The organism is Paenibacillus glacialis, from assembly GCF_001637205.1.
In the GTDB taxonomy this organism is placed as follows: domain Bacteria; phylum Bacillota; class Bacilli; order Paenibacillales; family Paenibacillaceae; genus Paenibacillus_AQ; species Paenibacillus_AQ glacialis.
The window spans coordinates 85376-106399 of record NZ_LVJH01000029.1; the positions used below are offsets into that span (position 1 = coordinate 85376).

General features: G+C 41.2%; 20 protein-coding genes. All 20 read left to right on the plus strand.

What is annotated here, in order from left to right; genetic code table 11:
• The first annotated feature begins 102 nt into the window (after positions 1 to 102).
• The 20 genes from dpsA (at position 103) to PGLA_RS16485 (ending at position 20818) form a co-directional block, all read left to right on the plus strand.
• Positions 103 to 1002 carry a dipicolinate synthase subunit DpsA gene (gene dpsA / locus PGLA_RS16395; protein WP_068534688.1) on the plus strand — a complete coding sequence of 300 codons (900 nt, stop codon included), beginning with the start codon at positions 103 to 105 and terminating at the stop codon, positions 1000 to 1002.
• Entirely contained in the window at positions 999 to 1595 is a 597-nt protein-coding gene (locus tag PGLA_RS16400; protein WP_068534691.1) for a dipicolinate synthase subunit B, read from the plus strand. The genes dpsA and PGLA_RS16400 overlap by 4 nt, the downstream gene beginning before the upstream one ends.
• Positions 1596 to 1648: 53 nt before the next feature.
• Complete coding sequence (locus PGLA_RS16405; protein WP_068534693.1) at positions 1649 to 2695, plus strand: aspartate-semialdehyde dehydrogenase; 1047 nt, start codon at positions 1649 to 1651, stop codon at positions 2693 to 2695.
• A gap of 25 nt (positions 2696 to 2720) precedes the next feature.
• Positions 2721 to 3938 carry an aspartate kinase gene (gene dapG, locus PGLA_RS16410; RefSeq protein WP_068534696.1) on the plus strand — a complete coding sequence of 406 codons (1218 nt, stop codon included), beginning with the start codon at positions 2721 to 2723 and terminating at the stop codon, positions 3936 to 3938.
• Positions 3939 to 4065: 127 nt separating this feature from the next.
• Entirely contained in the window at positions 4066 to 4947 is an 882-nt protein-coding gene (gene dapA, locus PGLA_RS16415) for a 4-hydroxy-tetrahydrodipicolinate synthase (protein WP_068534698.1), read from the plus strand.
• A 234-nt stretch (positions 4948 to 5181) separates the two neighbouring features.
• A complete protein-coding gene (locus PGLA_RS16420) occupies positions 5182 to 6861 on the plus strand; it encodes a ribonuclease J (RefSeq protein ID WP_068534702.1) in 1680 nt (559 codons plus the stop codon).
• A gap of 226 nt (positions 6862 to 7087) precedes the next feature.
• The gene (locus PGLA_RS16425) at positions 7088 to 7861 is read left to right on the plus strand and encodes a ClpP family protease (RefSeq protein WP_068534705.1); all 774 of its coding nucleotides are present in this window, start codon (positions 7088 to 7090) and stop codon (positions 7859 to 7861) included.
• The gene (locus PGLA_RS16430; RefSeq protein ID WP_068534710.1) at positions 7861 to 8082 is read left to right on the plus strand and encodes a YlzJ-like family protein; all 222 of its coding nucleotides are present in this window, start codon (positions 7861 to 7863) and stop codon (positions 8080 to 8082) included. The genes PGLA_RS16425 and PGLA_RS16430 overlap by 1 nt, the downstream gene beginning before the upstream one ends.
• An 80-nt stretch (positions 8083 to 8162) precedes the next feature.
• Positions 8163 to 10826, plus strand: a complete 2664-nt coding sequence (locus PGLA_RS16435) for an FtsK/SpoIIIE family DNA translocase (protein WP_068534713.1) — start codon at positions 8163 to 8165, stop codon at positions 10824 to 10826.
• A 227-nt stretch (positions 10827 to 11053) separates the two neighbouring features.
• Entirely contained in the window at positions 11054 to 11866 is an 813-nt protein-coding gene (sleB, locus tag PGLA_RS16440) for a spore cortex-lytic enzyme (RefSeq protein ID WP_068535089.1), read from the plus strand.
• Between the two features lie 122 nt (positions 11867 to 11988).
• Positions 11989 to 13269, plus strand: coding sequence for an EF-P 5-aminopentanol modification-associated protein YfmF (yfmF, locus tag PGLA_RS16445; protein WP_068534715.1), 1281 nt, complete (start codon positions 11989 to 11991; stop codon positions 13267 to 13269).
• Between the two features lie 3 nt (positions 13270 to 13272).
• Positions 13273 to 14553 carry an EF-P 5-aminopentanol modification-associated protein YfmH gene (yfmH, locus tag PGLA_RS16450; RefSeq protein ID WP_068534717.1) on the plus strand — a complete coding sequence of 427 codons (1281 nt, stop codon included), beginning with the start codon at positions 13273 to 13275 and terminating at the stop codon, positions 14551 to 14553.
• Positions 14550 to 15323, plus strand: coding sequence for an elongation factor P 5-aminopentanone reductase (gene ymfI / locus PGLA_RS16455; RefSeq protein ID WP_068534720.1), 774 nt, complete (start codon positions 14550 to 14552; stop codon positions 15321 to 15323). The genes yfmH and ymfI overlap by 4 nt, the downstream gene beginning before the upstream one ends.
• 102 nt (positions 15324 to 15425) lie before the next feature.
• Positions 15426 to 15683, plus strand: coding sequence for a DUF3243 domain-containing protein (locus PGLA_RS16460; RefSeq protein ID WP_068534727.1), 258 nt, complete (start codon positions 15426 to 15428; stop codon positions 15681 to 15683).
• A gap of 189 nt (positions 15684 to 15872) precedes the next feature.
• A complete protein-coding gene (locus PGLA_RS16465) occupies positions 15873 to 16649 on the plus strand; it encodes a DUF3388 domain-containing protein (RefSeq protein ID WP_068534730.1) in 777 nt (258 codons plus the stop codon).
• A 41-nt stretch (positions 16650 to 16690) separates the two neighbouring features.
• Complete coding sequence (locus tag PGLA_RS16470; protein ID WP_068534732.1) at positions 16691 to 17650, plus strand: helix-turn-helix domain-containing protein; 960 nt, start codon at positions 16691 to 16693, stop codon at positions 17648 to 17650.
• A gap of 85 nt (positions 17651 to 17735) precedes the next feature.
• Positions 17736 to 17897, plus strand: coding sequence for a hypothetical protein (locus PGLA_RS28400; protein ID WP_169810201.1), 162 nt, complete (start codon positions 17736 to 17738; stop codon positions 17895 to 17897).
• Positions 17898 to 18026: 129 nt separating this feature from the next.
• Entirely contained in the window at positions 18027 to 18518 is a 492-nt protein-coding gene (locus PGLA_RS16475; RefSeq protein ID WP_068535093.1) for a YajQ family cyclic di-GMP-binding protein, read from the plus strand.
• A gap of 258 nt (positions 18519 to 18776) precedes the next feature.
• Entirely contained in the window at positions 18777 to 19364 is a 588-nt protein-coding gene (pgsA, locus tag PGLA_RS16480; protein WP_068535097.1) for a CDP-diacylglycerol--glycerol-3-phosphate 3-phosphatidyltransferase, read from the plus strand.
• Between the two features lie 182 nt (positions 19365 to 19546).
• Complete coding sequence (locus PGLA_RS16485; RefSeq protein ID WP_068534734.1) at positions 19547 to 20818, plus strand: competence/damage-inducible protein A; 1272 nt, start codon at positions 19547 to 19549, stop codon at positions 20816 to 20818.
• Positions 20819 to 21024: the final 206 nt, after the last annotated feature.

Genomic DNA, 21024 nt, shown 5'->3' on the forward strand with positions numbered 1-21024 from the left:
TTCGTTAGCTCTTTTTTTTGTCCGCACATTCATCACCTCTTCTTAGGCTATCGCATATCATGCTCATATAGCACTTGGAATTGTGAAAGGAGCGACATCCTAATGCTGACTGGAGTTAGAGTTGTGTTCCTAGGCGGGGATGCAAGACAGATAGAAGTGATTCGAAAGTGTTCTCAGATGGATGCAGTAGTCTCCATCGTGGGATTCAATGAGCTCACAGATCAGTTGAAAGACATCACAAGAGATCAACTTTCTTCCTCGCTGTTAGAGACAGCGGATGTTCTTGTACTGCCTGTAATGGGATGTGACGACGAAGGAAAGATCATGACGCTATTCTCTTCCGAGTCACTACTGCTTCTGGATGAGCATATTGCAGCACTATCAAAAGAATGTACAGTGTATACGGGAATAGCAAAACCACATTTAAGGAACATGTGCGCACGAAATAAGATTAATCTTGTTGAAATGCTCGACAGAGATGATGTGGCAATCTATAATTCTATCCCTACAGCTGAAGGTGCCTTGATGATGGCTATTCAGAACACCGATTTCACGATACATGGATCGACTTGTATGGTTCTGGGAATGGGGCGCACGGGATTTACAATGGCCAGAAGTTTACAAGGATTAGGAGCAAAAGTTAGGATGGGTGTTAGGACAAAAGAGCACTTTGCAAGGGCAGATGAGATGGGCTGGGAGCCTTTCATGACAAGGGATTTGGGGGATAAAGTGGGCAATATCAACTTGCTTTTTAATACGATACCGACTATGATAGTCACAGCACAAATCCTGTCCCAAATGTCTCCAAATGCAGTGATTATTGACCTTGCTTCGGCCCCGGGTGGGTGTGATTTCCGTTATGCGGAGAAGCGGGGAATTAAGGCGCTGCTTGCCCCTGGTCTGCCTGGTATCGTTGCTCCCAAAACGGCGGGTATTATCATTGCCAATGCGTTGGTACAGTTGATTTCGGAAGAAATCATGATTCGGGGGGATGCGGGATGAAGTGGCAGGGAAAGACAGTAGGGTATGCAATTACAGGATCACATTGTACGATTGAAGAAGTAATGCCACAGATTTCTCGATTTATAGATGAGGGTGCTAACGTAGTGCCAATTGTTTCAAATACGGTACAAAATACGGATACTCGCTTTGGAACTTCTGAAAATTGGTTAAAACAGTTGAAAGATATAACAGGGAATGATATCATTTCTACAATTGTTGGAGCGGAACCACTAGGGCCGTCTAAATTACTAGATGTACTAGTCATTGGACCTTGTACGGGTACTACGACAAGTAAGCTTGCAAATGCTATGACGGATACACCGGTGTTAATGGCAGCAAAAGCCCAAATGCGTAACGGTCGTCCGTTGGTATTAGCTATATCCACAAATGATGGATTAGGTCTGAATGCAGCTAACATTGCTAAGCTGTTGGTGACGAAAAACATTTATTTTGTTCCATTTGGTCAGGATAATCCACAGCAAAAGCCGAATTCGCTCGTAGCAAAGATGGATCTGATTCCAGAAACATGTTTTGCTGCACTTAGTGGAACTCAGCTACAACCTATGATTATCGAACGGTTTCAATTTGCTTAAGCAATTATAAATAGATTATGAATGTCATAATTAGATAAGGGGAGATACGGCAAATGAGCAATCAAAAGTTTAATGTTGCTGTTGTAGGAGCGACAGGAGCAGTTGGAGAACAGATTTTAGGACTATTGGAGAAACGTGATTTTCCAATTGGTAAGTTAAAGCTGTTATCATCTGCACGTTCTGCAGGCACTGTCATTAACTTTAAGGGCCTAGATGTAATAGTAGAAGAAGCTACCCCTGATAGTTTTGAAGGTATTGATATCGCGTTATTTAGTGCGGGTGGAGATGTGAGTAAAGAGTTTGCTCCACATGCCATTCGTCATGGTGCTGTATGTATTGATAATACGAATGCTTACCGTATGGATCCAACTACACCTTTAGTTGTTCCTGAAGTTAATGCTGAGAAGATTAACGATCATGTAGGAATTATTGCGAATCCGAATTGCTCTACGATCCAAATGGTAGCTACACTGAAGCCTTTGCAAGATGCTTACGGTATCGACCGTATTATCGTGTCAACTTATCAGGCAGTATCTGGGGCAGGAAGTCAGGCTATCGATGAATTACTTCGCCAAAGCAAAGCTGTGTTGGATAACGATCATGTTGAACCGCAGATTTTACCAGTCGGTTCACTTCCAGTTAAGCATCAAATTGCTTTTAATGCGATTCCTCAAATTGATAAATTTCAGGATAATGGTTATACCCTTGAAGAAATGAAAATGGTTAATGAGACTAAGAAAATAATGGGTGACGAAACCATTAACGTAACTGCAACTTGTGTACGTATCCCAGTTGTTTATGGTCATTCCGAGTCCGTATATGTGGAATTGAAACAAGATTATGATCTAGGTGAAGTGAAGAAACTTCTTGAAAATTCCCCAGGAATTACAGTAGTAGATGATCCTTCAACTCAATCTTATCCACTTGCGACAGAGGCTGCCGGAAAACCAGATGTGTTTGTTGGTCGTTTGCGACGGGATCTAGGACATCAAAGAGGACTGAACTTGTGGATCGTATCCGATAACCTCTTAAAAGGTGCGGCTTGGAATGCTGTACAGATCGCTGAGATTATCGTATCTAAGCATTCCGAACGTTCATAAGGTAAACATATTTGGAGGAATGGAAATGCGTATCTTAGTACAGAAATTCGGTGGAACCTCTTTGTCCTCACCACAGGCGAGAGAACATGTCATTTCACATATAAAAAGAGAGTTAGATGAGAATTATAATCTAGTGGTTGTTGTTTCTGCCATGGGTAGACGTGGAGAACCCTATGCGACTGATACATTACTCGAGTGGATTGTTCAGAATGGTGATGCACTACCTGATCGGGAAAAAGACTTACTGCTATGTTGCGGTGAAATCATATCTGCAACTACTTTATGCAGCTTGTTAAAAATTGAAGGAATCTCTTCAACGGTTCTAACGGGCGCGCAAGCAGGGTTTGAAACTGATGATCATCACGGTAATGCACGCATTCTGGATGTTCGTCCTACACGAATTATTGAGGAGTTCAACAATCATAAGGTAGTTATCGTAACTGGTTTTCAGGGACAGACTACTTCTGGGGATTTCACCACACTTGGAAGAGGGGGTAGTGATACCTCAGCGACTGCATTAGGCGCAGCTCTTCATGCAGAAATGGTAGATATTTATACCGATGTTAACGGTGTATTGACTGCAGATCCACGTATTGTAGAAGATGCAAAGCCTTTAACGATCGTCAGTTATGCTGAAATATGTAATATGGCCTATCAAGGAGCTAAAGTGATTCATCCTCGTGCTGTTGAAATTGCGATGCAAGCACAAATTCCTGTGCGTATTCGTTCGACATTCTCAGAGAACGAAGGTACACTAGTTACCCACCCAGAAGGATTTCACGACGTTCAATCAGGTGTCGTGGATCGTTTTGTTACGGGAATAGCGTATGTGAGCAACGTAACTCAAATTACGGTAGACTGTTTTGATGGACCTAGCAATCTACAGTTGAAAGTATTTAAATCAATGGCAGAGAATTCAATCAGTGTTGATTTTATTAATATTACACCTACGGGTGCAGTATATACTGTGTTTGATCATGAGTCGGAGCGGGCACTGAGTGTGCTGCAAGAGATGGATCTGCGACCAAAGAGCTTATCAGGATGTGCTAAAGTGTCTGTTATTGGCGGTGGGATCAACGGTGTGCCTGGAATTATGGCTAGAATCGTGGAGTCTTTAACTGAACAAAACATACAAATACTGCAATCAGCGGATTCAAACACGACCATTTGGGTGCTTGTAAAGAAGGAAGATATGGTTCAATCTTTACGGTCGCTTCACACGGAATTTGAGCTGAATCGCTAATGGCAATGAGTTAAGTTTCCTACGGAAACTTTTAGCTTTTGCTTGCGAGGTTAAGTTTCCTACGGAAACTTTTTAGCCTATGCTCTCGAAGTCAAGTTTCCTAAGGAAACTTTTAGGAGGAACTAAATTGGAATTTGGCAGATTAATTACAGCTATGGTAACACCATTTGATGATCAAGGTCGTATTAACTGGGATGAAACAGGCAGATTGATAGATTATCTTATTGAAGAACAAAAATCAGATTCCTTGGTTATCGCAGGAACAACTGGGGAATCCCCTACGTTAAGCGATGACGAGAAACTTGAACTTTTCCGATTTGCTGTTGATAAAGCGGGAGAACGTTGTAAAATCATTGCAGGCACAGGTAGCAATAACACAAGTCATTCGATTCATTTGACACAAGAAGCGGAAAAGCTGGGTGTTGATGGGGTTTTGTTAGTGGTGCCTTATTATAACAAACCGAGTCAAGAAGGAATGTTCCGTCATTTCGAGGCGATTGCAAATAGTACACAACTTCCAATCATATTGTACAATGTACCAAGTCGTACGATTGCTAGTCTCTCAGTAAAGACAACCCTTCGATTAGCAGAGATACCTAACATTATGGGTACAAAAGAATGTGCTTCTCTGGAGCAAATCACGCTGCTTGTTTCATCCTCACCTGCGGGTTTCAAAGTATATTCTGGTGATGATTCTTCAGCGCTTCCAACACTTGCTGTTGGTGGCTACGGAATCGTGAGTGTAGCGAGTCATATCGTAGGTTCAACAATGAAGAATATGATGGATTCTTATCTTGAGGGAGATGTAAGAACAGCGGCTAGTCTTCATCAGCAATTGTTCCCTATCTTTAAGGGATTATTTGAATGTCCAGATCCATTGCCGAATCCTTCAGCGGTTAAATATGCTCTTCAATTGTTAGGACATGATGTTGGAGGCGTACGACTTCCACTAGTTGGTCCGAATGAAGATGAAGTAACGTTTATTAAAAATCTCATTACTTCGGTATGATTTACTAGCGAAAAATAGTCTTTTATGGTTTCAATGAGCACCTCCTTGGAGGTGCTCGTTTTTGAAAATAAAGGATTGTATAATAGACAAGCTTAATACTCACATGTAAGATGACTTGTTTTTTCACTTTTTAATCATGTATAATGGGAGCAAGTGACTGGGTGCGGTATATTTTTGAAATATAATATAAATAATGGTACACGTCCAAAACCATACAAGGAGGGTAAGATTCAATTGTCTAAGAAACTAAATAACGATAAATTGACGATTTTTGCTTTGGGCGGCGTCGGTGAAATCGGAAAAAATATGTATGTCGTTCAATATGCAAACGACATTGTTGTAGTGGATTCCGGATTGAAGTTTCCGGAAGAAGATATGCTAGGAATTGATATAGTTATTCCAGATATTTCTTATTTAACAGAGAATCGTGATAAAGTGAGAGGCATTTTGCTTACGCATGGACACGAAGATCACATCGGTGGACTACCTTACGTGTTGAAACACCTAAATGTTCCTGTATACGGAACCAAGCTTACGCTTGGATTGGTGGAGAATAAGTTAAAAGAAGCTAATTTGCTTGGTGAAACGAAGCGAATTCTGATTGATGAAGATTCCGAGGTACAAATCGGATCAACGATGAAAGCTACATTCTTCAGTACGAACCACAGTATCCCTGATTCCGTTGGTATTATCATCGCGACTCCAGAGGGAAATGTAGTACATACAGGAGATTTCAAATTTGATCATACACCTGTAAATGGACAGTTTGCTAACTTACAGCGCATGGCTGCTATTGGACAAGAAGGTGTACTTGCGCTTCTTTCGGATAGTACAAATGCTGAGAAACCTGGATTTACACCATCAGAACGTAATGTAGGTATCGTACTCGAAGATATTTTCCGCAAAGCTTCACAACGTGTTGTCATTGCAACTTTTGCTTCGAATGTACACCGTATTCAGCAAGTGGTTAACGCTGCTGAAGCTACGGGTCGCAAAATAACAGTTATTGGTCGTAGTATGGTTAACGTAGTATCGATTGCTTCGGAGCTTGGTTTCTTGATCATTCCTGATGGTATGCTAATTGAACCAGAAGAAGTAAACAAGATGTCTGCTGATCGTGTAGTTATTTTGTGCACAGGAAGCCAAGGGGAGCCAATGTCTGCTTTAACACGTATGGCTCGCTCAACGCATCGTAAAGTAGATATTTTACCTGGTGATACCGTTATTATTGCGGCAACTCCAGTTCCGGGTAACGAGAAATTTGTCGGTCGTACAATTGATGAATTGTTCAAGCTTGGAGCGGACGTGATTTATAGTGGTTCCAATCCTGGGGTTCACGTTTCTGGTCACGGTAGTCAGGAAGAATTAAAATTAATGCTTAACCTGATGAAACCGAAATTTTTCATTCCGATTCATGGTGAATTCCGTATGCAACGTCGTCATGCATTACTAGCTGAATCTGTAGGCATTGATTCCGATAATATCTTTATTACGGAGCTTGGAGAAATCGTTGAAATCGTGAATGGTTCAGCTCGTAAAGCTGGAAAAGTAACGGCAGGAAACGTGTTGATTGATGGATTGGGTGTTGGAGACGTTGGAAATATCGTTCTTCGCGATCGCAAACTACTTTCACAAGATGGTATATTAGTTGTAGTTGTTACACTAAGCAAACAGGATGGAAGTATCATGTCAGGACCTGACATTATCTCAAGAGGATTCGTATATGTACGCGAATCTGAAGGACTTCTAGATGAAGCTAATCGTATTGTCTCGAGTACACTTCAGAAGCTCATGAGTGAAAAGGTTAATGAATGGGCTTCCCTGAAGACTGGTGTTAAAGATGCGCTTGGACGTTTCTTGTACGAACAAACTCGTCGCAGACCTATGATTCTTCCTATCATAATGGAAGTGTAATGAATAAATAAATAGACGACTAAATATGTTATAAGCACACAGTCGCCCCTATTCGCATGAAACATTGGACGGTTTCCTGCGGAATAGGGGCATTTTATGCTGTTTTGAGAAGTTGTGATTTAGCACGAATTTAAAGTACTAATACATAGTATAAATGTAGTATCTTTTCTCCCATACTAGCTAGGCGTGGTTATGACTCGTATGATGAAAGGAAGATGACAACAATATGGCAAAGCCATCGAATGATGAGAAGACTGGACAAATCCCTAAAGAACATTCTGAGGCAGAATCTCCTGACAAACAACATGGCGTTACTACGGACTCTCAAGTAGTCAACACAATTGAGCATCTAGGACAAACGACAGTACCCGATACTGAATCTAATATATTTTGCATGACGATTATTGGGCAGATTGAAGGACATGTCATACTGCCTCCTCAAAATAAAACGACTAAATACGAACATATCATTCCGCAACTCGTAGCTGCCGAACAAAGTAAGGAAGTAAAGGGTCTCGTCATTGTCCTTAACACGGTAGGTGGAGATGTAGAGGCGGGTCTGGCCATTGCCGAGATGATAGCGTCCCTGACCAAACCTACGGTGACGGTCGTGATTGGAGGGGGACATAGTATTGGTGTGCCGATTGCAGTTGCGTCAAGTTATTCCATTATTGCTGAAAGTGCAACGATGACCATACACCCGATTCGTCTAAACGGTCTAGTGATTGGTGTTCCACAGACGTTCGAATATATGGAGAAAATGCAGGAAAGGGTCGTTCAATTTGTAACTTCACATTCTAGAATTACTGCGGAAAAATTTAAAGAATTGATGTTCAGAACAGGCGAGTTGAATCGGGATATTGGAACGGCCGTTGGAGGATTAGACGCTGTAGGATATGGATTGATGGATGAAGTTGGAGGAATTGGACTAGCATTAGCTAAATTAAACCTACTCATTAACGAGCAGCAACAGGTACAGCAGCAAGGGAGGCTTCAATAGTGACTTTATATACGATTATGCCGATGGACGTTATTTGGGAAGGCGGTTTCAAAGAGCCTGAGGCAACCGTGGAGGTTGTTGTTGAACGAATTCTAATGCAGGTGATGCCTATAGATCAAGGCAATGCGCAGATTGTGAGACTACTGAATTGTTCCTTAAATGATTATTTGAATCCTATGTATGCGCCTGGACAAATGATTCGATATATCCCTTCTTTGTAAAAATGATCCTTTGGCTGGATAAATAGAACATAGGTGCCCACGGTTAATTATGGTATAATGTTGTTCCGGGGGTGACTTTTTTGGCCAAGAGACGAAAAAAGAAGAAGGCAATACTAAGTAGCATACTTAAATATGAAATTTATGGGATTATTCTCATTACACTATCTGTCATTGCTTTATCTGGTGAAGCTACGGTCGGTTGGTCCCTATCCAAAATGTTTGGACTCATGTTAGGTAGCTTTTATTTTGTATTTCCGCTTATAGGGGTATATTATGGGCTAATGGTCATGATTAACAGGAAGTGGCCGAATCGTTGGAACACACGCAAAAGTGGGTTATTACTTGTTGTATTGGCTCTAACCTTAATGAGTAGTATATCCAGTATCGAACGGAAATTAGCTCCCATACCAGATTTGAGTTCCAGTAGGATATTTGCTCAGGCACAATCAGACCTTCACGGAAGTTTACTGACGTCAACAGATCAGATTGAGCACTCCATGATGGATAAAGATATTGGTGGCGGATATGTCGGTGCTATACAGTATACTGCACTTTTTTGGCTGTTCGGAAATACGGGCGCTAAGTTATTAATGATCGTCATGTTTATTATTAGTTTTATGTTGATCACGAACTTATCCTATGTAGACTTGATGCGAATTGTCCGAACTAGGGTAATGAAAATCGTTGCTTTTGTACATAAGCAATTCAGTATGCGTCAGACAACAGGGAATAAAACGTCTTCACCTGTAAGAGGTATAGCAGAACGAAATAAACGGCTTCTTCCCGGCGACGATGACGATGATGATTTTGATGAAGTTATCTTACCTAAAGTTAAACGTAACCCGCCTATATTTTTTCAATTGTTTGGTGGGAAAAGCGCAAAAGCTCAAGATTCATATGCTGAAGAGGATTCTGAGGATATTTCACATATCACTGAAATGGTGGAGCCTCTTCAGCGTAAAGGGAAAAAGGGTGGAGTTGACAAGACGATCTCAGAAGAGGAATCTTCGCTTGGAGATGATAATCCTTTACAGTACCAATCAACAGCAACGGTGCCGATTATTCGTGATTTCTTCGAACATGTAAAAGCGGAAGGGCTTGCTGATGAAGATGATTTAGAAGAGGCTTTTACAGGTCGAGAAGTCGCTGATCTTAAAGAATCGATTATGAAAAGTCACGGCGAGATTTCTGGTGAACCATCATTAGCGTATGGACAAGGTTTAGAAGGAACTGGCGGAATGAGCCAGGTCAATGATGCGGGAGCTAACGAGAACGGTGAAGAGATTTCACTTGAGATCATTGCTCCAGCTCCACCTCCCAAACCATACGTCTTACCTCCTTTCCGTCTGCTTGGTAAACCTAGTAATGCTGGGAAGGCTGGAGATCAGAACGATTACATGCAGACGGCTCGTAAACTTGAGGCTACGCTCGAAAGTTTTGGTGTTCGTGCAAAAGTCATAGAAGTTGTGCGTGGTCCTGCGGTTACCCGTTATGAGATCCAGCCAGATATAGGGGTTAAAGTGAGTCGGATTGTGAATTTAACAGACGACATTGCATTGGCACTTGCCGCTAAAGATATCCGGATGGAGGCTCCGATCCCAGGTAAATCTGCTATAGGAATTGAAGTGCCGAATAATGAAGTGTCTATCGTTACAATGCGTGAGGTGATGGAGACTGCATTATTCCAAGAGGCTGAGTCTAAGTTATCGGTTGCATTCGGTAGGGATATTTCAGGGCAGACCATTATTGGTAATCTTGCGAAGATGCCGCATCTTCTTGTAGCAGGTGCTACAGGTTCGGGTAAATCGGTCTGTATTAACGGAATTATAACGAGTATTCTTTATAAGGCGAAGCCGGATGAAGTGAAATTCTTAATGGTTGACCCTAAGATGGTCGAGCTGAATGTTTATAATGGCATTCCCCATCTTCTAGCGCCTGTTGTGACCGATCCCAAGCGGGCGTCCTTGGCACTCAAGAAAATTGTGGTTGAGATGGAGAAACGCTATGAGCTATTTTCTAAATCAGGTACTCGAAATATTGAGGGTTACAATAAATTAATGCAAGAAAATTTACCAGCGGTACTGCCTTACATTGTTGTCATCGTGGACGAGCTTGCTGATTTGATGATGGTGGCAGCTAATGATGTGGAGGAGGCTATTACTCGTCTCGCTCAAATGGCCCGTGCAGCAGGAATTCATCTGATCATCGCGACCCAACGTCCTTCAGTAGATGTTATAACGGGCGTCATAAAGGCGAATATTCCTTCTAGAATTGCTTTTGGAGTTTCTTCTAATGTGGATTCAAGAACAATTCTAGATATGGCAGGTGCTGAGAAACTGCTAGGTCGTGGAGATATGTTATTCCTGCCGATGGGTTCATCGAAGCCGATTCGTGTACAAGGTGCTTATTTAACAGATCAGGAAGTAGAGAATATCGTAGATTATGTGCGTGATCAGGGGCAGGCCGTTTATGACGAATCACTCGTTCCAGAGATTGAAGAGTCGACCGCAGATGCAGATGAGAAGCTTGATGAACTCTATGATCAAGCTGTGCAAATCATTCTAGAAGCGAAGCAGGCCTCGGTATCTCTGTTACAACGTAGAATGCGGGTTGGGTATACTCGCGCAGCACGTCTGATTGATTCAATGGAGGCTCGAGGCATTATTGGGCCATACGAAGGAAGTAAGCCACGGGAAGTTCTTCTGTCTATGGAGCAGTATCAACAGAATAGAATTAGTTCTTAAAGTAGAAAGAGTTTCCCGTCGTTATTTGGGGGAGCTCTTTTTGCTTTCTCTTCTTATCTTCCTAGCCTTCAAAAATAACGAATAAGAGAGAAAAGAATAGGGTTAGATTACTTATAAAACATCGGTTTCTACTTACTTGTTGTGTACCATGCATAGGAAGCTAATGGGCAAGTCATAATAACTTTATGCATCTTGTAAAAACACAACAGAAAGGTAGAGCTAAACATATGAACAAAACGAAAGGCTGGATCTCTATAGGATTGGTGCTTCTGTTGTCCATATCTGTGTTCGGATTTATGAATGACACCTCACTTGCAGCTATGGAACCATTGAATGAGCTATTTGCTCCTTCGGAACCGGTATTTAGTACGAATGCATTCGGAGTTGGAACGTCAGGTCAAGATGTATATGAGCTGCAAGGACGTCTTAAGTATTTGGGATTTTACACTGGGAAGATTGACAGTACCTTTGGCAGTGGTACTTTGAAATCGGTCAAATGGTTCCAATCCGATTTCGGTATGAAGGTAGATGGAGTTGTTGGGGCTAAGACCAAGTTGAAGCTTTACAATGCTACAAAAGATTGGAAACCAACTGCAGCAAATAATGCTGGAAATAAACCAACCGCTCCAAAAAAAGAAACATCAGATAAGAAGGCACCGATGGGATCTGCCAATTCGATGGGACTGTCTGAGAATGATTTAAAGATCATGGCCAATGCTGTATATGGAGAAGCTCGTGGTGAACCATTTGAAGGGCAGGTTGCGGTTGCAGCGGTTATTTTGAATCGTGTGAAGTCATCTGAATTTCCCAATACACCTTCAGGCGTTATATTCCAGCCAAGAGCGTTCACAGCGGTAGCCGATGGCCAAATATATTTGGAACCTAATGAACAGGCGCGAAAGGCAGTGATGCAAGCCCTGAATGGATGGGATCCTTCAGGAGGATGCTTGTATTACTTTAATCCGAAGACAGCTACATCTCCGTGGATATGGACACGTCCTCAAGTGAAAACGATCGGTGCGCATATTTTCTGTATGTAACAAGAAAAGGGGCAATCGAAGGCTTGCCTTCGGTTGCTTCTTCACTTTGAGGTGGGTTAGAATGGATATTATTACGTCGTCAGTGTGCTTTAACAATCCATGATATAAAGGAGATTGGGACCTTGAATAAAACAAGATTTGAACACGGTAGTGCAGGTCGACTGCGAATTCATGTATTGCCTACCAAACGCTTCAAAACGTTCGCTATTTCTTTGTATGTGGGTATCCCGCTATCCGAAGATACCGTGACTTCTACAGCGCTAACTCCGTTTGTACTTCGTCGGGGGACAGCGTCATATCCTGAGACAACGCAATTCCGTGAACGCTTGGAACAGTTATATGGTGCGGGATTTGGGTTCGATGTGTATAAAAGAGGCGATAACCAAATTGTTCAGTTTCGTATGGACACTATTAACGATACGTTTGTGCAGAGTCAAGAGAGTCTTCTCGAATCATCCTTCGCATTTTTAGGCGAAGTCGTAACACGTCCTGCATTAGAAGATGGACATTTCAAAAATGCTTACGTACAGGCGGAGAAAGAGAATGTCCGTAAGAAAATAGAGTCTATTGTGAATGATAAGATTCGATATGCTGCTGAGCGTTGCTTAGAAGAGATGTGTCGCAATGAGCCATATCGCTTACATCCGCTTGGACAGCGTAAAGATTTAGATCATATTACTGCGGAATCGCTCTATAAGTCATATCTGAATTGGCTGAATGAATCCAGTATGGATCTTTATGTCGTGGGAGATACCACGCTTGAGGAAGTGCAGAAGTTGGTAGAGCAACACTTCCATCTAGACGCCACACAACCTGTAGCCTATGAAACGAAGCAGTCAATTCGTGAAGTGAGTGAAGTTCGAACCATCGTTGAGAAATTGGATGTGAATCAAGGGAAGTTAAATATGGGGCTTCGTACAACGATAACGTATGGAGATGACGAATATGCTTCTGCACTGATGTACAACGGAATACTCGGTGGGTATCCGCACTCGAAGCTGTTCTTGAACGTTCGTGAGAAGGAGAGCTTAGCTTATTATGCTTCTTCACGCTACGATGGTCATAAAGGACTTGGGACTATTCAATCAGGCATAGAGGTCCAAAATTATGAGAAAGCTGTTGAAATTATTGAGAATCAGCTAGAGGAAATGCGAACGGGTGAGATCACTGAATTGGAGATGTCACAGACTAAAGCTATGATTCGGAATTTGTTACGTGAAATGGATGATTCTGCATTTGAAATGATTTCTTTTGACTTCAATGGTCAATTGTCTGGGAAAGAGCGCACAGTAGAGCAGCTTGTTCAACAGATAGAGAATATTTCAGTTGAGGATGTACGTGCGGCTGCATCTACATTCGAATTGGATACGATCTATTTCCTAAGAGGGCAGAAGGAGGAATAGCGGATGCAAAGTGTACAATATGATAATTTACAAGAAACGCTTTATTACGAAGTCATGGATAATGGCCTTCATGTGTATGTTCTCCCGAAACCGGGATTCAATAAGACCTACGCTACTTTTGCTACGAAATATGGATCTGTCGATAACCACTTTCGTGTAGAGGGTCAGAATGAAGTAGTTGTTCCTGATGGGATTGCTCATTTCTTGGAGCATAAAATGTTTGAGGAACCTCAGGGAGATATCTTTGCAACGTTTGCTTCGCAAGGCGCCTCTGCGAATGCATTTACGAGCTTTGACCAGACGGTGTATCTGTTCTCTGCTACTGAGAATATTGAAGATAATTTGGAGACATTGATTAATTTTGTGCAAAATCCTTATTTCACAGATCAGAATGTGGATAAAGAAAAAGGTATTATTGGTCAGGAAATTGGAATGTATGAGGATAATGCGGATTGGCGTGTTTATTTTGGCTTAATTGAAGCGATGTACAAAGTTCATCCTGTTCATATTGATATTGCAGGTACAGTGGAGTCCATCAGCACAATTACGAAAGAGACATTATATTCTTGTTATAACGCTTTTTACCATCCAAGTAATATGCTTTTATTTGTAGTGGGTGGGGTTAAGCCTGAGGAAGTATTTGAACTGGTGAGAAATAATCAAGCGAAGAAATCATATGAACCACAAGGTGAGATAGAACGTTTCTTTGAACAAGAACAAATGGAAGTAGCAGAGGAAAAACGTGTAAAGAAACTAACCGTCTCCATGCCTAAGTGTTTATTTGGTTTTAAAGAGAAAAAAGTGGGATTCGTTGGTGAGGAACTATTGAAGCGGGATCTAACGACCAAGCTTATGCTTGATTTACTATTTGGTTCGAGTACTCCGTTGTATCAAAAGCTCTATGATGAAGATCTCATCTCGGACAGCTTCGGATATGAATATAACAGTTCACCTCATTATGCCTTTTCTATTATTGGTGGAGATACAAGAGATCCCGATGTACTGCTCCAAAGAATTCAGGAAGAAGTGGATTTAATGGTTAAGGCAGGCTTTAAGGAATCTAATTTCGAACGCTCACGCAAAAAGAAAATGGGCGGGTACTTACGTATGCTGAATTCACCTGAGAATATCGCACATGAGTTTACCAAGTATCAATTTCGTGGAAGCGACTTCTTCTCCGTTTTACAAGTGTATGAATCCATCACTCTAAAAGATGTAAATGATTGTTTGCAAGAGCACATTGACTGGAGTCAGGTTGCGGTATCGGTTGTGGTAAACCCTTGAACAATGAGGCGGGGAGAGATTGGACTAAGCCAATCGGGGAAACGACGGTTCTGATCACAGGAGCCAGTAGAGGCATTGGAGCAGCTATAGCGGAGCGTTTTGCATTAGTAGGTATGAATGTCGTTATTCATTATGGAAAGTCCCATGAAGAGGCTAATGAAGTGGCACGTCGGTGTATGTCCCATGGCGCTAAGGTTCTAACTATAACGGCAGACTTGAAGGATCGAGAACAAATATGTAGAATGCGTGATAAACTCCAAAGTCATGGCATGATGCCGGATATTCTGGTAAATAATGCTGGAATATCGCATTACGGGATGCTCTCAGATGTAACGGAAGAAATATGGGATGATGTGATGTCGATCAATCTTAAAGGCATGTTCTTATGTACACAGGTTTTTATGCCTTTTATGGTTTCGCAACGGTATGGGCGGATTATTAACATTTCATCCGTATGGGGGATTTCAGGTGCTTCTTGTGAAGTTCTGTACTCCACGAGTAAGGGAGGCGTCAACGCCTTTACGAAAGCCTTGGCGAAGGAACTAGCCCCTTCTGGAATTACGGTTAATGCTGTCGCTCCTGGTGCAGTCGATACATCGATGATGAACCATTTACAAGAAGATGAAATTCGTATGCTTGAAGATGAAATACCAGCAGGAAGACTAGCTCGCCCTGACGAAATATCGTCTCTTGTATATTTTCTCGCACTTTCGGAATCGGGCTATATTAATGGGCAAGTGATTAGTCCTAACGGCGGATGGATCACTTAAGACAAATGCTTCCAGCTTTAATACGAATAATGAAGACGGAATCGGGTCATATTACAACTGTTGATTTTAAATCTCATGCGTCATAGCTAAGGAGGATTTAATATGTCATCAACAGTACTCAGAAATTTTGATACATGGAAAAAGTTCTTGGGTGAACGCGTAGTGCAAGCTGAAAAAATGGGGATGAGTGAAGATACCATCTCCAAGTTGGCTTACGAAATCGGCGATTTCCTAGATGAAAAAGTCGATCCGCAGAATCCTTCCAATCGAACCCTCAAGGAATTGTGGGAAGTTGGAAATCAAGAAGAACGGCAGACCCTTGCACGTTTGATGGTGAAATTAGCCAAGAAAAATGCATAATTCCATGAGAAAAGCTCCCATATGGGGGCTTTTCTACAATCATTACAGAGATGACCTTGCCTTTCATATTTATTTTATATATCATTAACATGACCCATAAATAGCTCGATGTAGATAGTGCCTCTTCCAAGATGGGATCGGGGCATGTTTTGTCGAGAATACGGGAAACGTGTTAGGTGAGGTGTTAAAATGGAGTCGAAACAGACGAAACAGTGGTATATGGAATATAAGATACATAAAAACAGACCAGGGTTACTGGGAGACATTGCCTCTTTACTTGGGATGTTGGAAGTCAATATACTAACCATAAATGGTGTAGAGGGCGAAACTCGAGGCATGCTACTTGAGACGGATGATGAAGAGAAGATTGAACTCATGGGAGCTATGTTGAAAAAAGTAGATAATATCACTATTTCTGCATTGCGACCTCCAAAACTTGTCGATAAATTGGCGGTACGTCATGGAAGGTATATAGACAGAGATTCAGATGATCGTAAAACGTTTCGGTTTACGCGAGATGAATTAGGTTTACTTGTCGATTTTCTTGGTGAAATATTTAAAAGAGAAGGTAACCATGTCGTTGGGTTAAGAGGAATGCCGCGTGTAGGTAAAACGGAGTCCATTATAGCGGGTAGTGTATGTGCAATGAAACGCTGGACGTTCGTATCTTCAACGTTGCTTCGTCAAACCATCCGAAGTCAGCTGTCTGAGGATGAAATGAATCCAAACCATGTTTTTATTATTGACGGGATTGTTAGTACAATAAGATCCAGTGAGAAACACTATAATTTATTGCAGGATATCATGAATATGCCTAGTACTAAAGTGATTGAACACCCGGATATTTTTGTTCAGGAGTCGGAATACTCCTTCGATGATTTCGATATCATTATTGAACTCAGAAACACGCCAGATGAAGAAATTGTATATGATTCATTTACGAATGCTTATACGGAAGATTTATGAACTCTAATTCCATAAAATTATAAGAAACAGGAGGTGATGGTATGTCTGAACTAGGTCAGCAATTAAGGGAGGCCAGACTCGAAAAGGGAATGAGCCTTGATGATGTACAGGAAATGACGAAAATCCGCAAGAGATATTTAGAAGCCATCGAGGCAGGTGACTATAAAGTTCTCCCAGGAAATTTCTATGTTCGAGCATTTATCAAGACTTATGCTGAGACAGTAGGTCTTAATCCAGATGAGCTACTAGAAGGGCACAAGGAAGTGTCTTTATCTCAGCCAGAAGAGACTATGGAACCAGTTATTCAGAAACGTTCGAGTAATCGACCGCCAACGGAGCGCAATGTGAAATGGTTGTCTACGGTATTAATGTGGACCTTTCCTATACTGATCATTGTTGTTATTTATTTATATGTATCTTCACTGGATGAGAAGCCGGGGGATAAAACCGTGGATTCTGGACAGAAAATAACGGGAAATATACAGGATCCTAAGGAGCCAACGGATAATGGTGGAGATGTAACGAATACACCAGATACCAATGGCGGGACAGATGAAACTGTAGAACCTCCAGTAGAAGAACCTCCAGTAGAAGAGCCACCTGTAGAACAGCCAGTTACTGTGACTGAGGCTGGTAAGAGTGGTAAGAAAACGATTTTTAATGTGTCAGGAACGGATACAACGCCCATCGTAGTGGAGATTAAAGCGACAGGTAAGAGTTGGGTTGAGATTTACAGAGGCTCCAATACTAAAGGGGAAAAACTTTATTTTGGTAATACCTCTGACGGAGAAACGTTGAAATATGAAATGGATAGTCAAGGGTTGTTTATTAAATCAGGATACTCTCCAGCTACTACGATTACGGTTGCAGGACAGATTGTTACGGATGGAAAGTCAACATCAAATATTCTACTTCAACGTGGGACTACGAATCAGGAGTCTGACCCAACGAACACAGAAACAAATACGGATACTAACACAAACACAGATTCAGTTGAATAGTCATCACTTGTGCTGGAAATAATAAGATCAGATTCAGAAGGTATGAGTCTTAGTCTTATATTTCTTCGATGAGCAGGTGCTCGATATGACAGTAAGTTGGATTGCGACTGGATTAGGTGTTATAGTTAGTCTTCTTGGTTATTATCTAACGCCAAGCGCGTGGGGTTACGGTATTTTAGGCTTTGGAATCGCACATATTATACTTGGGATTTTAGATATGTTTCGACAACCTTCTAGGTCCCGATAACTTGGATGCTTCAAAAAAGGTATTCCTGTAATGAGACATGTTCTCAAGGAGTGCCTTTTTTGTTGGACATAGACTTCATTGAAAGAATCATATATTATGACAGATAGTCAGTAGAGAGGACGTGGAATGATGAGTTCAGAAAGTTCTTTTGATATCGTATCCAAATTTGATTTAAATGAAATGAATAATGCCATCACCCAAGCAGAGAAAGAAATTGAAACAAGATTTGATTTCAAAGGGAGTAAGAGTAGTCTAAAGTTGGACAAAGATGCTCTTGTCATTATTTCGGATGATGAATTTAAACTAAATGCGGTTATTGATATTCTACAATCAAAGATGGTCAAACGAGGTTTAACCTTAAAAAATGTAGAATACGGTAAAATTGAACCAGCTTCTTTGGGAACTGTGAGACAGAAATTAACCTTGAAACAAGGAATTGATCAAGATAATGCTAAAAAGATCAATGTACTGATTCGCGATTCTAAACTAAAAGTGAAGAGTCAGATTCAAGGCGATCAAATTCGTGTGACCGGTAAAAGTAAAAATGATTTACAAGCGATCATGCAGCTCTTGCGCAAAGCAGAACTCTCCTTGGATCTTCAGTTTACGAACGCCAAGTAATAGATGTTAACATAACGGATTGTCAAGCTAAGCGTTACTTAGCTTGACAATCCGTTATGTAAATAACAGATCGGTTATGTTGGATAGGTGCCTTTTTGACACTGTTTAACCCATATATTATACTTATAAAGATTATTAGGGAATAATGGGTTATATCATTGGGGGAGCATGGGAAATGACAGAGAGAGTCCAGATTATGACATTAATTTGCGAGAAACTTTTGGTGGATTCAAAGTTAATACACAGGGAGGTTGTCCTGTGAATTTACCCAATCGTATTACGATAGCTAGAATATTTCTAATTCCTGTTATGATGGTATTTTTGTTGGTTGATTTCAACTTTTATCCTAACCCGATCGTGTGGCATTCTTATCAATTGCCTTACAACCAGCTGATCGCTGTAATTATTTTCATTATCGCGGCTAGTACGGATGGTATTGATGGTTATCTTGCACGTAAGAATAATATGGTAACAAATTTAGGGAAATTGCTGGATCCGTTGGCGGACAAGTTACTGGTAGCTGCGATTCTTATTTCTCTGGTAGAAATGGGTAAATGCGACAGTTGGATTGCAATTGTTATTATTAGTCGGGAGTTCGCTGTAACAGGGCTACGGCAGATTGCATTGCTTGATGGTAAGGTAGTTGCCGCTAGTAGTTGGGGGAAAGTCAAAACAGTTATACAGATTGTAGCGATAATTGCTATGCTTATTAACAACTTTCCATTCGTGTTCCTCAATATTCCGTTTGATATCATAGCCACTTGGGCTGCGGGCCTGATTACGTTATACTCTGGGATTGATTATTTTATTAAGAATAAAACATTGTTGAATTTATCTAGAAGTTAACATTTGGATATATTAAGTGTTTTAAATGGGGCAGTAGGATATTTTCCTATTGTCTTTTCTTTCGAAATAGCGAATACCTAAAAGTTAGGCGTAACATAACTAGTTTCGTAAAACATGTCGATCTCCTCTAAAGAGGGCGATTAAGCTTTACTTGATTTAATATGAAGTGGAGGTTTTTAATTATGAAGGCAGAGATCATTGCAGTAGGAACAGAATTGTTGTTGGGACAGATTGTGAATACAAATGCTCAATTTTTGTCAGTAGAATTAGCTACACTGGGAATTGATGTTTATTTCCAGAGCGTCGTTGGTGACAATATGACAAGGCTTCAGGAGTCCATCCAATTGGCGAGTCAGCGCGCAGATATCGTTTTATTGACAGGTGGTATTGGCCCGACACAAGATGACTTAACAAAGGATGCTCTTGCAGCCTTATTGGGAAGAAAATTACATATAGATCGCCTTGCTATGGATCATGTAGCAAAGTTCTTTGCGAAGCGTGACGTGCATATGACCGAGAATAATCGGCGTCAAGCTTTAGTAATTGATGGGAGTACACCCCTTGCGAATGCAACAGGTCTTGCCGTAGGTAATGCACTTTCACATGAGGGGAAATATTATATTATTCTACCTGGACCACCTAAAGAAATGGCTCCTATGTTCCAAGAACAGGCTAAGCCATGGCTGTTGCAGCATGCACTTACGGATGAAATGCCGATTTATTCTAAGATGTTAAAGTTTGCTGGTATTGGAGAATCTCTGCTTGAGGACCGGTTGTTAGATTTAATCCAGAATCAGAGTGATCCAACCATTGCTCCTTATGCTAAAGAGGGTGAAGTCACGGTTCGGATATCAACGAAGGCGCCTAGTGAACAAGAAGCGATGAATAAGCTCCATGAGTTAGAGAAACAGATTCAGTCACTACTTTCTGAACATATGTATGCTAATGGAGATATAACGATAGAGAAAGCCATTGTTGATCTCATGACTGATCAGGGCATGACTTTGAGTGCAGCAGAAAGCTGTACTGGTGGTCTATTGATGGAAAGAATTACATCAGTACCAGGAAGTGCGACTGTATTCGAAGGTGGTATCGTATGCTATTCCAATCAGATGAAAGAAAAGTTACTGAACGTACCTCATGACCTCCTTGAGGGAGACGATGCTCCAGGAGCTGTGAGTGCGGAAGTTGCACAAGTGCTTGCAGAACAAGTAAGAATGATTACAGATACTGACTTTGGGTTGGCTATTACTGGGGTTGCTGGGCCGGCTTATTCCGAGCGAAAGCCAGTCGGACTTGTATATATTGCCATTGCGGAGCGGGATAAGAAAACGGAAGTGTTCGAGCTTAACTTAATAGGCAATCGAGAGACGATTCGGGTCCGTACGGTTAAAAGCCTCTTGTACCGATTATGGCGTACAATCATGCAGAGCGATAAGCTGCAAACACGATAGTTGAAGGATCAATATCAATCGTAGTATACTAATATTATACGGAAGAACCGTAGCGAAATAGATATTTTGCTACGGTTCTTTTTCTGTCCTATAGACCCGTGACAAAAGGGAAAGGGGAATAGATTGTTCAAAAAAACGAATGTATGTTCGAAAAAATGCTTGGCAAACGTTTCGAAACAAGGTATCATTATATTATAAATATTGAA

Coding starts and splice junctions, on each gene's coding strand:
- dpsA (WP_068534688.1), top strand. CDS start 103: ATGCTGACTGGAGTTAGAGTTGTGTTCCTAGGCGGGGATGCAAGACAG.
- PGLA_RS16400 (WP_068534691.1), top strand. CDS start 999: ATGAAGTGGCAGGGAAAGACAGTAGGGTATGCAATTACAGGATCACAT.
- PGLA_RS16405 (WP_068534693.1), top strand. CDS start 1,649: ATGAGCAATCAAAAGTTTAATGTTGCTGTTGTAGGAGCGACAGGAGCA.
- dapG (WP_068534696.1), top strand. CDS start 2,721: ATGCGTATCTTAGTACAGAAATTCGGTGGAACCTCTTTGTCCTCACCA.
- PGLA_RS16425 (WP_068534705.1), top strand. CDS start 7,088: ATGGCAAAGCCATCGAATGATGAGAAGACTGGACAAATCCCTAAAGAA.
- sleB (WP_068535089.1), top strand. CDS start 11,054: ATGAACAAAACGAAAGGCTGGATCTCTATAGGATTGGTGCTTCTGTTG.
- yfmH (WP_068534717.1), top strand. CDS start 13,273: ATGCAAAGTGTACAATATGATAATTTACAAGAAACGCTTTATTACGAA.
- PGLA_RS16460 (WP_068534727.1), top strand. CDS start 15,426: ATGTCATCAACAGTACTCAGAAATTTTGATACATGGAAAAAGTTCTTG.
- PGLA_RS16465 (WP_068534730.1), top strand. CDS start 15,873: ATGGAGTCGAAACAGACGAAACAGTGGTATATGGAATATAAGATACAT.
- PGLA_RS16470 (WP_068534732.1), top strand. CDS start 16,691: ATGTCTGAACTAGGTCAGCAATTAAGGGAGGCCAGACTCGAAAAGGGA.
- PGLA_RS28400 (WP_169810201.1), top strand. CDS start 17,736: ATGACAGTAAGTTGGATTGCGACTGGATTAGGTGTTATAGTTAGTCTT.
- PGLA_RS16475 (WP_068535093.1), top strand. CDS start 18,027: ATGAGTTCAGAAAGTTCTTTTGATATCGTATCCAAATTTGATTTAAAT.
- PGLA_RS16485 (WP_068534734.1), top strand. CDS start 19,547: ATGAAGGCAGAGATCATTGCAGTAGGAACAGAATTGTTGTTGGGACAG.